Annotated in this window: 15 protein-coding genes and 2 pseudogenes; 12 read left to right on the top strand and 5 right to left on the bottom strand. The window is 39.4% G+C overall.

Annotated features, from left to right (window positions below):
• The first annotated feature begins 4 nt into the window (after positions 1–4).
• The 7 genes from ACFJIZ_RS15605 to ACFJIZ_RS15575 are packed head-to-tail and all read left to right on the top strand — an operon-like array spanning position 5 to position 3,977.
• Positions 5–751: an alginate lyase family protein gene (locus tag ACFJIZ_RS15605; protein WP_379085959.1), complete on the top strand. Its 747-nt coding sequence runs from the start codon at positions 5–7 to the stop codon at positions 749–751.
• A complete protein-coding gene (locus ACFJIZ_RS15600) occupies positions 751–1,110 on the top strand; it encodes a hypothetical protein (RefSeq protein ID WP_379085956.1) in 360 nt (119 codons plus the stop codon). The genes ACFJIZ_RS15605 and ACFJIZ_RS15600 overlap by 1 nt, the downstream gene beginning before the upstream one ends.
• A gap of 41 nt (positions 1,111–1,151) precedes the next feature.
• On the top strand, positions 1,152–1,535 hold the full coding sequence (gene rbfA, locus ACFJIZ_RS15595) for a 30S ribosome-binding factor RbfA (protein ID WP_379085953.1): 384 nt from the start codon (positions 1,152–1,154) through the stop codon (positions 1,533–1,535).
• Positions 1,525–2,169, top strand: a complete 645-nt coding sequence (locus ACFJIZ_RS15590) for a hemolysin III family protein (protein ID WP_379085950.1) — start codon at positions 1,525–1,527, stop codon at positions 2,167–2,169. The genes rbfA and ACFJIZ_RS15590 overlap by 11 nt, the downstream gene beginning before the upstream one ends.
• Positions 2,166–2,873, top strand: coding sequence for a peptidoglycan DD-metalloendopeptidase family protein (locus ACFJIZ_RS15585; protein WP_379085947.1), 708 nt, complete (start codon positions 2,166–2,168; stop codon positions 2,871–2,873). The genes ACFJIZ_RS15590 and ACFJIZ_RS15585 overlap by 4 nt, the downstream gene beginning before the upstream one ends.
• A 17-nt stretch (positions 2,874–2,890) precedes the next feature.
• The gene (locus tag ACFJIZ_RS15580; RefSeq protein WP_379085944.1) at positions 2,891–3,544 is read left to right on the top strand and encodes an energy transducer TonB; all 654 of its coding nucleotides are present in this window, start codon (positions 2,891–2,893) and stop codon (positions 3,542–3,544) included.
• A 1-nt stretch (position 3,545) separates the two neighbouring features.
• Complete coding sequence (locus tag ACFJIZ_RS15575; RefSeq protein ID WP_379085941.1) at positions 3,546–3,977, top strand: hypothetical protein; 432 nt, start codon at positions 3,546–3,548, stop codon at positions 3,975–3,977.
• Here ACFJIZ_RS15575 and ACFJIZ_RS15570 read toward each other — a convergent pair.
• Both ACFJIZ_RS15570 and ACFJIZ_RS15565 read right to left on the bottom strand, forming a co-directional pair.
• Positions 3,967–4,605: a diacylglycerol/lipid kinase family protein gene (locus ACFJIZ_RS15570; RefSeq protein WP_379085938.1), complete on the bottom strand. Its 639-nt coding sequence runs from the start codon at positions 4,603–4,605 to the stop codon at positions 3,967–3,969. The genes ACFJIZ_RS15575 and ACFJIZ_RS15570 overlap by 11 nt on opposite strands.
• Positions 4,572–4,838, bottom strand: a complete 267-nt coding sequence (locus tag ACFJIZ_RS15565; protein ID WP_379085936.1) for a diacylglycerol/lipid kinase family protein — start codon at positions 4,836–4,838, stop codon at positions 4,572–4,574. The genes ACFJIZ_RS15570 and ACFJIZ_RS15565 overlap by 34 nt, the downstream gene beginning before the upstream one ends.
• Before the next feature lie 61 nt (positions 4,839–4,899).
• Here ACFJIZ_RS15565 and ACFJIZ_RS15560 point away from each other — a divergent pair, with 61 nt between their 5' ends.
• Positions 4,900–5,877 (top strand): App1 family protein, encoded by a 978-nt coding sequence (locus ACFJIZ_RS15560; protein ID WP_379085933.1) that lies wholly within the window; start codon positions 4,900–4,902, stop codon positions 5,875–5,877.
• Between the two features lie 10 nt (positions 5,878–5,887).
• A complete protein-coding gene (locus ACFJIZ_RS15555) occupies positions 5,888–6,286 on the top strand; it encodes an META domain-containing protein (RefSeq protein ID WP_379085930.1) in 399 nt (132 codons plus the stop codon).
• On the opposite strand, the gene ACFJIZ_RS15550 is transcribed toward ACFJIZ_RS15555, so the two are convergent.
• Positions 6,287–6,655, bottom strand: a complete 369-nt coding sequence (locus tag ACFJIZ_RS15550; protein ID WP_379085927.1) for a YccF domain-containing protein — start codon at positions 6,653–6,655, stop codon at positions 6,287–6,289.
• Positions 6,656–6,763: 108 nt separating this feature from the next.
• On the opposite strand from ACFJIZ_RS15550, the gene ACFJIZ_RS15545 reads away from it, so the two are divergent.
• The gene (locus tag ACFJIZ_RS15545; protein ID WP_379085924.1) at positions 6,764–6,946 is read left to right on the top strand and encodes a hypothetical protein; all 183 of its coding nucleotides are present in this window, start codon (positions 6,764–6,766) and stop codon (positions 6,944–6,946) included.
• Between the two features lie 241 nt (positions 6,947–7,187).
• Complete coding sequence (gene aat / locus ACFJIZ_RS15540) at positions 7,188–7,832, top strand: leucyl/phenylalanyl-tRNA--protein transferase (RefSeq protein ID WP_379085921.1); 645 nt, start codon at positions 7,188–7,190, stop codon at positions 7,830–7,832.
• Positions 7,833–8,138: 306 nt separating this feature from the next.
• On the opposite strand, the pseudogene ACFJIZ_RS15535 reads toward aat, so the two are convergent.
• Positions 8,139–11,038, bottom strand: a pseudogene (locus tag ACFJIZ_RS15535) (SNF2-related protein).
• 373 nt (positions 11,039–11,411) lie between these two features.
• On the opposite strand from ACFJIZ_RS15535, the gene ACFJIZ_RS15530 reads away from it, so the two are divergent.
• Positions 11,412–12,053 (top strand): GIN domain-containing protein, encoded by a 642-nt coding sequence (locus ACFJIZ_RS15530; protein WP_379085918.1) that lies wholly within the window; start codon positions 11,412–11,414, stop codon positions 12,051–12,053.
• 151 nt (positions 12,054–12,204) lie between these two features.
• Here ACFJIZ_RS15530 and ACFJIZ_RS15525 read toward each other — a convergent pair.
• Positions 12,205–13,745, bottom strand: a pseudogene (locus ACFJIZ_RS15525) (aldehyde dehydrogenase family protein).
• Positions 13,746–13,799: the final 54 nt, after the last annotated feature.

The following is a 13,799-nucleotide window of genomic DNA, read 5'->3' as shown; positions in this document are numbered from 1 at the left end:
TGCAATGAAACGTGTATTCCTTTTTGGCATTTTCTGCTGTTGGTTCTTTGTAAGTAAAGCTCAGGTAGTGAGCTTAAGTGCTGCAGAACTGACAAAGTTGAAAAATTTGATCCAAACAGATGCTGCGGTGAAAAAACATTGGGATGGGCTATTGAAAACTGCAGATGAAGCTTTGTTGGCTACACCAAATCCAGCAGATACGATTTTAACCGAAGGCATCCTGCAAGGCGATCCAAGAAAGACCAAAACTTGGAAATCATTGGAAGATATGCAAAAGATTTATGCATTGGGACTTTGTTATAAGGTAACGAATGAGCAAAGATATTTGACCAAGGCCAGTGATTTTTTGGATGCATGGGCAAGTAAAAACCAACCACAAGGAAATCCGATCAATGACACCAATCTAGACCGGATCATTTTCACATACGATCTGCTTAAAACAGAACTATCTACCGATGTCAAGCGTAATGTGGCTGCTTGGTTAAAAAGAGTTGCAGAACAAGAAATCAAGACCTATGATAAAGCCGTTTCAAGTGGGAAAGGGGTTACGTTTATCAACAATTGGCATTCGCATCGCATCAAGGAAGTAGCGGAGGTTGCTTGGGCCGTTAATGATAAAGAATTGATGCAATGGACAAAGGAAGCCTATAAAAGACAAATTGCAAAAAATCTGAGGCCAGATGGAAGTAGTTTAGATTTTCATGAACGTGATGCCCTACATTATCATATTTATGATGTAGTAATCCTTTAATGGTAGCCGCTGCCATTTTATGGAGAGATGGCAAGTTTGGAACAAATCCATACCGTTATCAATCGCCAGAAGGCAATTCCTTAAAAGGAGCAGTAGATTGGTTGCTGCCTTACTTTACCGGAGCGCAAACACATGCTGAGTTTGTAAACTCAAAAGCAGCTTTTGATAAAAAAAGAGCAGCTAATGGCGAAAAGGGTTATATTGCGGGAACACTTTTCAATCCAGCAGAAGCAAGAAGTAGCATCGCTTTGGCCGCCTATTTCGAGCCCCAGTTAATAAAGGTCTATCAAGAACAGACCAAGAGCAGTTCAAAATATCCAACCTGGCAGTTTGTATTGAACGAAGTAAAAAGATTTTAGGCGCTGCTGCCAGCATTGCCCTAGCAAAGAGATTAAAGAATATGGAAAGTAAAAGACAACAGAAGTTTGCAGGATTATTACAAGAAGAGCTTGCTGCTATTTTTCAACGAGAAGGGGCAGCCTATTTGCCAAATACCTTGGTTACCATTACAAAAGTCCGCGTTTCGCCAGACTTGGCCGTGGCTAAAGTATATTTAAGTTTTTTAAATACCAATAATACAAGCCTTTCTGTGGCTACGGTTAACTCACATGCCAGCGAGATCAGATATAAGTTAGGTTCACGTATCCGCCATCAGGCAAGGGTAATTCCTACGCTTTCATTTTTTGTTGACGATACCAACGAATATGTAGAGCACATGGATAAGATCTTTAACAAGATAGCAAAAGACAGAAAAGAAACCGACGAAGAAACTGATGAGCAATAATAGGTACATCAGAGAGCCTGGAAACTTTTTGACACATGTTGTACCCGCACTTTTAGCTATTCCGGCACTTTATCTGTTATTACAAAAAGCAAATACCCATTTTGAGGATGTAGCTGCCTATATCTATGGGGTCGGCATCATCATTTTGTTCGGGGTAAGTGCAACCTATCATAGTGTGCCTAAAACGGAATATGGTATTCGGTTTTGGCAAAAGTTTGACCATTGCTGCATCTATCTGATGATCGCAGGTTCTTTTACCCCCACTGCATTATTGGTGTTTGATGGTTGGTTGCGTTGGGTTTTATTTGGTATGGTTTGGCTTATTGCGCTGGTAGGCTGTTTGTTAAAGATATTTAACCGTTTAAAAAACCAAGCCGTTTCTACAGGCTTGTATATTGCCATGGGCTGTTTGGTTATCCCCTTTTTACAGAAGATGTTACAGACTTTGCCTATTGGTGCCATTGTCTGGCTGATCATTGGAGGCTTGTTTTATGTAGGCGGAACCTATTTTTATGCCAAAGACAAACAAATGCATAAATATGTCCATAGCCACGAAATTTGGCATGTATTTGTCAATTTTGGAGCGCTTTCGCATTTTATCTACAACTACGTTTACGTTTTCAATGCAAGATGAATAGGCTACAACAACTTCAAGATTTTTTGGCCCAGCCTAAAAACCAGCTCCACAAAGTAGTTGATTTCGATCTAGCTAAAGATCGTCTGCTGCCTTTTGATTTTACGGCCAACAATACGGAGCTGACTACCGAGATACTGGCAGATACCCATCTGTTCAGCAATTGGGTAGAGCAGAAATTAACTAAAAATAATGCCCGATATGGTATTGGTGGCTATAATGAACACCGGACCATTTATAGCAGAAGTGCCCACTTTGATGCTACCGAAGAACCTCGAAGATTACATCTAGGTATTGATATTTGGGGGCCGGCTGAAACGCCCATCTATAATTTCTATGCCGCAAAGGTGCATAGTTTTGAGTTTAATGACCATTTTGGCGATTATGGCGCAACCATTATCCTGCAATACCAATTAAATGATCTTACACTTTATGCCTTGTATGGACATTTGAGCTTAGCTTCTTTAAAAGGGCTGAAAGAAGGTCAATTGATTTCCGCAGGTCAACAATTTGCCAGTTTCGGCATTGCCGCAGAAAATGGACATTGGCCGCCTCATCTTCACTTTCAGTTGATGTTTGACATGGAAGGTAAAAAAGGAGACTATCCAGGGGTGTGTCAATTTACCAAAAAGGCAACTTATCTAAACAATTGTCCAGTACCTGCGTTAATTTTGAAGCATACTTTTACATCGGCTTTGCTTTAAAATGCGTAAATTTAGTTATGTTCAAAATTGTAGCGATATTTTTGTTATCCATTTCCGTTGCAGTTAAGGCACAGCAGCCTCAATTGAAGGGTGGTTTGTCTACTTTTTTAAAAAACAATACCGTATATCCAGCCTACTCCTTGCACAATTGTATTCAAGGTACAGTTAGCATTGGTTTTAAATTAAATACCAAAGGCGAAGTGTATTATTCGACCATTAACAGCGGAATTGGAACCGATTTAGATGTAGAAGCGCTAAGATTGATCAGAATGAGCAGTGGTAAATGGATCTTGCCTCAAAAATATGATACTTTGGCCTTGGTTATTGTGCCTGTAAATTTTGAACTGAGTGGTTACGATTGCAATAGAAGAAGCCCAACCGAGATTGCCTTGGCCATTAAAGCGTACAAAGACGAAGAAGAGTTGACCAATGTCATTTCAAATTTTTATAAGAACAAAGAGAAAGGCAATTATAAACCAGAAGATGAAGCAAAAGTTTTGCGTATCAAACGGGATTTGAACATTGACGATGAATACCTGCAGAGCAGAGTAGATGCTGGTTTAAAAAAATATAAGCAAGGAGATAAACAAGGAGCCTGCGAAGATTTTAACTTTGTGAAATATATGGGCTCGGCGATGGCTGATGATTGGCTCTCCAAATACTGTAAATGATATGCGCTTACTTTTTCGCTCTTTTGTGCTTCTAGATTGTGTTTCTTTGGTTTTGATGAGCATGCAGCTTTGGAATACCGCTACCGATTTCGATAAACTACCAGACCAACTTTCGGTAAAAGTTCAAGCCGTTTTAATGTTCCCAATGTTTGTATTGGTATTGGTTGCTGCTATTGGGCAATTTCAACTAAAGAAATTTGGCTTTATCTTGTACTATATCCAATTCCCTTTTAGGCTTTATCTCTGGGTATTTACCCTAGGTTTCATTACCCTGGTGCCCATGGCTTTAGGGATGTATAATGATGATGCATGGTTTGATCCCATGTTAAAGATCTGTTTCATGGCAGAATTTATCCGATTATACCTAACGGTTAAAGGACAGATAAATTTGAAGAAAAAGACAGACCGCAATAATTTGCCAATTAAGGCATAATTACATGGATTGCCTTGGGGATCAGTTTTGCCTCAATTGTATTCACTTTTCCTAGATATTCACCATCAACCTGAAAATGAACCTTATGTTTGGTACTGATCTTTAAACTGGAAGTCTGAAAACATTCTATCTTTTTTGGGTTCCAAGGTAGCTTGCTGATCCATATCTTGATCATCTCCATTACTGCATATTCCTTTACCACAATCACCTCAAAAAGCTTATCATCTAATTCCCCCTCCGGGTTAATCTTTAGTCCTGTTCCGTATTGGGTAGCATTGGCAATGGCTACCATAGCCGCTTTTTGTTTAATTGTTTTATTGCCGATCTTAAACTCAACCGACATTTTTCTATGGTTCCAAAAGGCATGCCATGCCGCTTTTGCATAGGTCAACATGCCGCGTTCGGGTAGCTCATCAAATTTTTTGACCAGATAGGCATTGAAACCAATGTCGGCCAAATGGATACAAAGTTCATTATTGATAGATACCGCATGGATTTGATGGGGTGTGCCGTTTATAGTTAGGGCAAGGGCCTCATTTAGATCCAGAGGGATTCCAAGCTCTTTGGCCATTCCATTGGCAGAACCCGCTGGAATCATCCAATGGGAACCTTGGTATTGAGCAGGCATTCAGCTACCAATTTTAAGGTGCCATCTCCTCCAACGGCAATTACCCGATCAGCTTTGGATTGTTGGATAGCTGTTTTTATAGTTTCGATCGAACAATTTTTGGGTAGCTCGAAAATTTCAAATGCTTCGTCCTTTGATTTAAAAAAAGTATTGATCTCTTTCTTGAAATCGATGGTATGGCTACCTGAAACTGGATTTACAACAAATAGGAGCTTTAAGGTTTTTGGTTTCACAGATGGTTAATTTATTTGTGCTTAACAAACAACTGAAGCCAAACTCTGTTTTAATTATATCATGAATAAAAAAGCGAGTTTAAAAGTATACCATGGTTATGGCCATACGCATAATTTAGTGGTGTACGGACACGTTTTTAAACTCAAGGCCAAAACGACACAAAACTTTAGCGATAATTTTTTTGTCAATATGGTACACCTGTTCAAACTTTTTGTAGTGAAACCTTATGCTTTCGCAAAAGTGAGATTGAATTTTCATGGACAGGTTGTTTACCAAAAAGCAGAATATGATGGTTTTTTCAAATTTGAATGGAAAGCCGAAAATGAAGTAGCTGCGGGATGGCATGCCGTAAAAATAGAGGCGCTAAGCGATTCAGGTGATCAGGTGATAGCAGAAGCAGAAGGAGAGATCTTCGTGCCACACATCACGCAATATGCCTTTATATCCGATATTGATGATACGATTATGGTTTCGCATTCGGCAAAGCTGACCAGAAGACTAAGAGAGTTGTTCATTAAAAATCCACGCACCAGAAGAACATTTCCAGCAGTACAAGAGCATTATCAACTATTGGCCCACGCCCATACCGAGATTGGGCAGCCTAATCCGTTTTTTTATGTTTCAAGTAGCGAATGGAATCTATATGATTATTTGTTGGAAATGTTTAGATTTAATGAACTACCGGAAGGAGCCTTTTTATTGAACCAGCTTAAACGGTGGAAAAACTTATTTAAGATCGGTAAAACTGGTCATGAAGGTAAGCTATTAAGGGTAATGCGGATGATTAATGCCTTTCCGCATCAGTTGTTTGTTTTTTTTGGCGACAATTCGCAGCAAGATCCTATGATCTATCAGACCATAGCAGAAAAATATCCGAATAACATTGCTGCGGTCTACATAAGAAACATTAGGCCAGAACGACAGGCAGAGACGGAGAATTTATTGAAGAAAATAGCACAAAAAAAGATAAAAACCTGTTTATTTACAGATAGCAGCGAGGCCATTGAGCACTCTAAACAGATTGGATTGATCATTTAAAACTAAAACCATGAAAAGATTATTTTTAGGACTTGTATTAGTGATTGCCCTTCAGGCATGTTCAAAAAAGATAACAACAGACACAGTTGCCAATACCAAATGGACCTTAAGCGAATGGACTGGACAAACCTTGCCTACAAAAGAGAAAGCAACCTTAAATTTTGGTGCCGACAATCAGATTGGGGGTAAATCTTTCTGCAACACCTTTGGTGGCAGAAGCACGATCAATGGGAATACCATTAAGATTGAAGAGGTATTTGGCACCATGATGTTCTGCGAAAGTGTGGCAGAAGCCGAAAGAAATTATACAGAAGGTTTAAAAACAGTAAACTCTTTTAAAGTGGTTGATGGTAAACTGCAACTGTTAAAAGACGGAAAGGTAATGATGGTATTTACCAAAGGCGAATAACTAACTGATCAATTTTCCGAAAGGAGAAAACGCCAAGTTCATCAGTTTGAAATGTTGTAGCCCAAAAGGGATGCCCACAATAGTGATGCAAAACAACAGGCCAAATAAAAGATGTGTCAATACGATCCAAAAACCACCAAAAACCAACCAGATAATGTTCATGATGGTAGATAGGCAACCGATGTTTGAAGAAGTATCGGTCATCTTAACACCAAATGGCGCTAACCCCACAATGGCAAATTTAAAACATTGGATACCAAAAGGAATACCTACAATGGTTAGGCATAAAACCAGTCCACCAAATATATATTGAAAGAAAATAAATATCCCTCCAAAAATAACCCAGATAATATTACCGATGAAACTCATTGCTCTTCTTTATTTTAAGAGTAGGAAGAAGGCATAATTGTTACATGTAATTAAAAAACTGTTAACATCTTGTTTGTATTTTGCAGTACACACAAAAGAACTAACAGCATGAAAAAGTCAATTATTTTAGCGGCACTTGTCGCTTGCCTTGCATGGTCTAATGCCAAGGCACAAAAAGTTAAAGATGTTCCATTAAGCGATATCCGTTCGGAGTATATCGAGATCAGCGAGGTGCGGAGAGCATTTAGCGAAAGATCTGGATCAGCCTTGAATATGGGCAGAAGATTATAGATATAAATGAAGATTCCTATATCAGGGATGATAAAAACAAAGAGTTAGAGTTCAATTCGGCCTTAGATGCCGTCAATAAAATGAAAAGTTATGGTTATGAGCTTTTTCTGGTCTATGTGAAAAACTATGGGGACAATGGTAGCCAGAAATATTATGTACTAAAGAGAAAGTAGGAGGCTGATTGATTGGGAGCTGCGGCCATACTGTTGCTCCCAATATTAAAAGTTTCTTATCATTGCACATGGTTTTTAGCTTACTCGAAGATGAAATAATTTTCCCCGACCCTGCTTTGGCCGATCCAGATGGCTTATTGGCTATTGGTGGTGATCTAAGTATTGCACGTTTAACGTTAGCCTATCAAAGTGGAATTTTTCCATGGTACAGTGAAGGGGAGCCTATTTTATGGTATTCGCCACACGAACGTTGTGTAATTTTTCCTGATCGAATCAAAATCAGTAAAAGCATGCATAAGGTTTTACGATCAGATGTGTTTAGGGTAACCACCAACCAGGCCTTTGCAAAAGTGATCCAATCTTGTGCACAAACACCTAGGGTTGGGCAGGATGGGACTTGGATTACCGATGACATGCAAACGGCCTACATTCGATTACACGAAAAGGGAATAGCCCACAGCATAGAAGTTTGGCAACAAGACCAATTGGTAGGTGGATTGTATGGCATCGTGATCAATCAGGTGTTTTGTGGCGAAAGCATGTTCAGTCATGTAAGTAATGCTTCTAAAACCGCCTTGATCTATTTGGCCCAAAAAATGGATTTTAAACTGATTGATTGTCAACTACCTAATGACCATTTGATGAGCCTTGGTGCAGAAATGATCAGTAGGCCAGCTTACCTCGCCTTATTAAAGGCGGCAAATCATCCCTGATCACAGCTCAATATAACGTGAGTTGAGGATAAGAATTGATAATGTAATTATAATCAGTGGTTTATCTTGAAATTAATTGCTGCTGCTATTTGATGGTTCTGTCACTTCGTGGACAAACTTTTTTCCTCCAGCTGAAAAAAGTATGCAAAAAAAGCCGCGCCAGCCTGCGGTAGGCAGGGCTGCGCCCTGTTCTGTTAAAGGGAGTGCGTAGGCTTATTACTGCATCCCGAACAGGCCAAGGCCGATTTTAGTAAAACGTTGAGGTAATGCTTAGGCCTGAGATGATTCCAAATCCAATCTCACACATTAATTCAACAATTCCCTGATATCATCCTTACTTAACGATTTAAAGAAGCTTTCTTCGGTGGTCATCAACGAATTTGCCAAAGATTTTTTCCTTCTTTGCAGGGCCAGGATCTTTCTCTTCAACCGTATCTTTTGAAATGAATTTGTAGATAAAAACCTTTTTGTCCTGCCCAATGCGATGTGTCCTGTCAATGGCCTGCTGTTCAACCGCAGGGTTCCACCATGAATTATAAGATAAATACATAGTCGGCTTGGGTAAGATTTAAACCTACACCACCGGCTTTGATCGAGATCAGGAATACTTTAAGGTCTTTGTTCTCCTGAAATTCAGCAACAATTTCACCTCTGTTTTTTGTTCCTCCATCTAAATAGGCAAATGGAATACCCTCTTTCTCAAAACAGTTTTTAAAGATGGCAAGGTGTTTCACAAATTGAGAAAAGATCAACACCTTATGTCCGCCTTTTAACACATTGTCTAAGGTATGCATTACGTTTTCAAACTTTCCAGAATCAGAATCGTATTCCTCATCGATCATTACTGGATGGTTAGCCAATTGACGCAATGCTGTTAAACCTTGTAACAACTGGACCTGTTTTTTGGCATAGGTTCCATCGTCCATGCTATTTAACAGGTCGTTTCTATAGGCCGATTTGGTCTTTTCGTAATAAGCGGCCTGGTCTTCGCTCATGTCACAATAAAAGATATGCTCTGTTTTTGGAGGAAGCTCTGAAGCTACCTGTTCTTTGGTACGGCGTAAAACAAATGGTTTGATGATCGCCTGTAGTTTCCTGGCTTTTTCTTCGTCCTTACGTTTTTCTATCGCCTGTACATATTCTTCATTAAAGAAAGATTGTGTGCCCAGCAAACCAGGATTTAAAAAAGTAAGCTGTGTCCACAGGTCGCCAACAGAATTTTCTACAGGTGTACCACTAAGCACCAGTTTATGTCTAGACCTTAACATGCGCACTGCCTTAAATGCCTTTGAAGAAGGATTTTTGATATTTTGACTCTCATCTAAAATGATGTAGTTAAAATAAAAATCCCTGATCAGTTCTACATCTACACGGGTAATACCGTAAGTGGTGATGATCAGGTCGTATTTATCAAACAGGCTGATGTCCTTGTTCCGGAAAGTTCCGGTATGCGCATGGATCTTTAGTTTTGGTGTAAATTTCTTCGCTTCGTTTAGCCAGTTGTAGATCAACGAAGTAGGCATGATGATCAGCGAAGTGCTGTGTGTGCCATTTGCTTCATCTTCTTCCTTTAATTTTTGCAACATGGCCAAGGTTTGGATGGTTTTACCCAAACCCATGTCATCAGCTAAACAACCACCAAAATTATATTCCCTCAAAAAGCTGAACCAGTTGTAGCCCGCCTTTTGATAATGACGCAGGTCTCCTTTAAAATTAATGGGCATCTGTGTATCAGCAATATCTTCAAAATCGTTTAACCGTTGCAATTTGCGGTCAAGCGTAACATTGGCCAAGCTATCTTCTGCCAAATCATTGATCAAGCCGATATGGTGCTTTTTGAGCTTTAGGTTTTTACCACCATCGGCCAAACTGAATAAGCTACTGTATTGCGTAAACCATTTTTCGGGGATGATGGCAATATCCCCATCGGGTAAGATAAATTCTCTCTTTTTATGAAGGATATGCTGTTTTAAAGAGATGAATGGAATGGGGTGGATGCCAAAATAGACAATGGCATTGATGTCAAACCAATCGTTATCCTCTTTGATCTCGAAATCGATTTTATTGGCGCCAAAAACAAAACGTTTGCTACTACTAGCTTGTTCCACTTCGAAACCTTGAGCCTCTAGCGCTTCAATGTGCTCATTTACCCAGGTGATAATGGCATACGATGGATTGTCGTTCTCGCTAAGGTTAGGAAGTTCAAGGTGATGGAAAAGCGCACTTACCTTTTTGAGGCCAAGATTTTGCAAAAAGGTAAATTTTTGTTTTTCCCAATCGCTATTCCGTTTGATACGGGTAAAAGTATAATTATCATCTTCTTTAGTTAAACGAACGGTAACTTTATGTTCGTTGCCCATGGCGAAAGCATATTGGCCATATTTAAAATAAAGCTGTATCTGCGAAATACCACCATCAACATAGATCACCTTGATTACGGCTGTAGCTTCATGTTTTTCGGTCTTGATCTCAAAACCTTCGGCATAAACGTGGTATTTTTCTATCAATGGGGCTACAAACTTCTCGAAATAAGTTTCTTCGGTAGCTTTTGGGATAGTAATGTAACGCTTATTTAAAAAGGGGATGAATTTTTTTCCTTCAATGTCCTGTTCAAAAAAGTAGAGCACGTCATTCAACAACATCCAAGCTGGCTGGTTGCAAACAACCTGGGCATCTTTAAACATAAAATCGATGCGTAGGCCCTGATATTTTATGGTAGGAAAGTACCTTGTTTCTACTTCGTTTCTTCTGAAATGGAAAAGTACGGTGGCAGGTTCGGTAGCGAGTTCCAATTTTCGCTCTGCAGGCCAGCCATCTTTATCCATGAGGTACAAACCATCTTTGATCTTGAGGATTTCCAATACTTCGGCCAGTTTCTTTTCAATTTTAGGACGAACGCTGTCGTAGAATTTTTCATCGTAGAACTTGCTGAAAAACTCAAATGGCCTGATTGCTTTTTTATGGTATTTCTTAATGATATAATCCTGTTCAGTTTCGTCTAGGGTCTTGATCAGCTTGAAATCAATATCGGTTAGGTGTTTGGCAAATTCTTTGGCCGTGTGCGTAAACAAACGCTGGTAGGTTAAAGAGAAATCGCCTTGTGGGTTGAGCTGAACAATATGTGGCTCAATCAAATAGCCCAAAAACTCGTGCTTACATAATGAATATACAATTTTGCAGGGTCCTGAACTATTTACGCGTAACATTGATTATAGGCTAAAAGAAAGAAAAGATAAGCATCTTAAAATTTTTAAACTTACATCAAATTGTTTTGTATTCAAACAATAGTGGATAAAATCTTGGATTTTTTTAATGTATTTCAGGCAGGCAAGAGCTGGTTGGTACTAATGTTTTCTCCATAACCTTCAATTTCATCGATTTTTTTTGGTCCCGTTCGTCGAAAAATTACAGCCGTTCGTCTAGAGTTACATGCCTATGGTCTAAAAGCCGGAAAACCGCTGCAACCTTTTGACATTCATGCAGTCTTATATACGAAACCTGCCAGCAAGGGCTGCTAGGAAAACGAAAAAAACAAAAATTACAAATAACAGATTAACAATCATTTAAAATATTAAAGTTATGAAAACTTCTATTAAAACCCTATTCGCAGCAGCATTAACACTAGTAGTATTAACCAGTTCTGCATTCGCATCATCAGATGTAAAATCAAACAACTTCACTGTATTAAACCAAGTGAAAAATATCACTAAATTGGAAGTAAAAGGTAACGTTGACGTGATCTTGGTACAAGCTTCAACTGAGAGTGTAAAAGTAAACGACAGCTACTATTCTAAAAATGCATTGGTGCAAGAGAAAGATGGTGTATTGCGCATCAGCTCTTTCGAAAAAGAAAGATTGACAGTTACTGTTTACGTACGTAACCTGGCATCAATCGAAGCAGCAGACAATGCTACCGTAAATACTTTTGGTAAAATGAGCTTCTTAAGTTTAGATGTGATCTTAAAAGATAAAGCTACTGCTAACATCGATGCAACAACCATCAACTTATATACTTCTATCAAAGACAATGCAAGCTTGATATTGAGTGGCGCAACTACAGAGCACTATGCAATCTTAGGTTCTCAAGCTAAAATGAGCATGGAACAATTTACAGCAGATAGCACAACTGTAAATACAATTGCTCCGGTATATGCAAAAGTAAATGTTGCAAGACACGCTGTAAATAACTTCCCAACTGCTGATGCTGAAGTTGTAAAATAAGAGCAGGAATAAAGGGAGGTTGGATCAACTAAAAAATAATAAACCCTATCATATATTTAGTTTTTTAAAAGGAAAAGAGCCCCAAAATTGAGGCTCTTTTTTTATGGTTTATATCCATTCCATGGTTCGTGGAGACACGAACCATGGAATGTTATAGGTCAAATTTAATACCTTGTGCTAAAGGTAGGGTATTCGCATAATTGATCGTATTGGTCTGTCTGCGCATATAGGCTTTCCATGCATCAGATCCACTTTCTCTTCCACCGCCTGTTTCTTTTTCGCCGCCAAAAGCACCGCCGATTTCTGCACCAGAAGTACCAATGTTCACGTTCGCAATGCCACAGTCAGAACCTTGAGCAGATAAAAACTGTTCTGCCTCTCTCAAATTCAAGGTCATGATCGCTGATGAAAGTCCTTGAGGAACTCCATTTTGTAGGGCAATGGCCTCATCAAGCTCTTTATATTTGATCAGGTACAAGATCGGTGCAAAGGTTTCGTGTTGTACAATTTTGTATTCGTTCTTCACTTCGGCAATACAAGGTTTAACATAACAGCCAGAAGTATAGTTTTCGCCAGTTAAAACACCACCTTCTACTACAAAGTTTCCACCTTCGGCTTTACATTTTTCAATCGAATCTAAGTAGTTGGCTACAGCATCGGTATCAATCAATGGCCCAACATGGTTATTTTGGTCTAATGGATCACCAATGCGCAATTGGCCATAGGCTTTAACCAATTTAGCCGTAAAAGCATCGTAAACACTTTCGTGTATGATCAAACGGCGTGTGGTGGTACAACGTTGTCCTGCAGTACCTACAGCACCAAATACTGCACCTATAATAGACATATCTAGGTCAGCATCCTTAGAAATGATGATGGCATTGTTTCCGCCTAACTCTAACAAGCTTCTTCCCAAACGCGCACCTACAGCAGCACCTACTGCTTTACCCATTCTGGTAGAACCTGTAGCAGATACCAAAGGAATACGGGTATCGTTGCTCAACAGTTCGCCTACTTCTCTGTCGCCGATAATTAGATTAGATACCCCTTCAGGAACATCGTTGGCGGCCAGCACTTTTTGTATAATATGTTGACAGGCAATTGCTGTTAATGGCGTTTTTTCTGATGGTTTCCAGATACAAACATTACCGCATACCCATGCCAAAGCTGTATTCCAGCTCCAAACGGCTACAGGAAAGTTAAATGCAGAGATGATCCAACAATACCAATTGGATGCCATTGCTCGTACATGCGGTGGTTTGGTCTTTCGCTGTGCATGGTTACACCATACAGCTGACGAGATAAGCCTACTGCAAAATCGCAGATATCGATCATTTCCTGTACTTCACCAAAACCTTCCTGTAGGCTTTTGCCCATTTCGTACGAAACCAAAGTGCCCAAGGCTTCTTTATTTGCTCTTAAGGCATCGCCAAACTGGCGAACCATTTCTCCTCTTTTAGGTGCTGGAACTGTTCTCCATTGTAGATACGCAGCCTGAGCAGTTGTTACCACAGCATCGTAATCTTTAGCAGAAGCCACATATACCGAAGCTATCTTTTTCCCATCAACAGGAGAGTGGCTTTCGATAATTTTTTCGCTGGTGGTTTTGCTCCAATTGCTGCCCGTACTGTAGGCCGGATTGATGTCTTCAATTCCTAACTGTTTTAAAATGGCATTGATATTTGTTCTCATATACTAATGATATTTAATCTGAAAATCGATTTCTACAAAACAACAAAAAAATAA

Source organism: Pedobacter sp. UC225_65 (assembly GCF_042698365.1).
Classification (GTDB): Bacteria; Bacteroidota; Bacteroidia; order Sphingobacteriales; family Sphingobacteriaceae; genus Pedobacter.
This window is presented reverse-complemented; position numbering and strand designations above follow the sequence as displayed.

What these genes read in the sequence shown, in the direction of transcription:
- ACFJIZ_RS15555 (WP_379085930.1), top strand. Translation starts at nt 5,888, where the DNA reads ATGAAAAGATTATTTTTAGGACTTGTATTAGTGATTGCCCTTCAGGCA.
- aat (WP_379085921.1), top strand. Translation starts at nt 7,188, where the DNA reads ATGGTTTTTAGCTTACTCGAAGATGAAATAATTTTCCCCGACCCTGCT.
- rbfA (WP_379085953.1), top strand. Translation starts at nt 1,152, where the DNA reads ATGGAAAGTAAAAGACAACAGAAGTTTGCAGGATTATTACAAGAAGAG.
- ACFJIZ_RS15545 (WP_379085924.1), top strand. Translation starts at nt 6,764, where the DNA reads ATGAAAAAGTCAATTATTTTAGCGGCACTTGTCGCTTGCCTTGCATGG.
- ACFJIZ_RS15590 (WP_379085950.1), top strand. Translation starts at nt 1,525, where the DNA reads ATGAGCAATAATAGGTACATCAGAGAGCCTGGAAACTTTTTGACACAT.
- ACFJIZ_RS15570 (WP_379085938.1), bottom strand. Translation starts at nt 4,605, where the DNA reads ATGCCTGCTCAATACCAAGGTTCCCATTGGATGATTCCAGCGGGTTCT.
- ACFJIZ_RS15560 (WP_379085933.1), top strand. Translation starts at nt 4,900, where the DNA reads ATGAATAAAAAAGCGAGTTTAAAAGTATACCATGGTTATGGCCATACG.
- ACFJIZ_RS15605 (WP_379085959.1), top strand. Translation starts at nt 5, where the DNA reads ATGAAACGTGTATTCCTTTTTGGCATTTTCTGCTGTTGGTTCTTTGTA.
- ACFJIZ_RS15580 (WP_379085944.1), top strand. Translation starts at nt 2,891, where the DNA reads ATGTTCAAAATTGTAGCGATATTTTTGTTATCCATTTCCGTTGCAGTT.
- ACFJIZ_RS15600 (WP_379085956.1), top strand. Translation starts at nt 751, where the DNA reads ATGGTAGCCGCTGCCATTTTATGGAGAGATGGCAAGTTTGGAACAAAT.
- ACFJIZ_RS15575 (WP_379085941.1), top strand. Translation starts at nt 3,546, where the DNA reads ATGCGCTTACTTTTTCGCTCTTTTGTGCTTCTAGATTGTGTTTCTTTG.
- ACFJIZ_RS15585 (WP_379085947.1), top strand. Translation starts at nt 2,166, where the DNA reads ATGAATAGGCTACAACAACTTCAAGATTTTTTGGCCCAGCCTAAAAAC.
- ACFJIZ_RS15530 (WP_379085918.1), top strand. Translation starts at nt 11,412, where the DNA reads ATGAAAACTTCTATTAAAACCCTATTCGCAGCAGCATTAACACTAGTA.
- ACFJIZ_RS15550 (WP_379085927.1), bottom strand. Translation starts at nt 6,655, where the DNA reads ATGAGTTTCATCGGTAATATTATCTGGGTTATTTTTGGAGGGATATTT.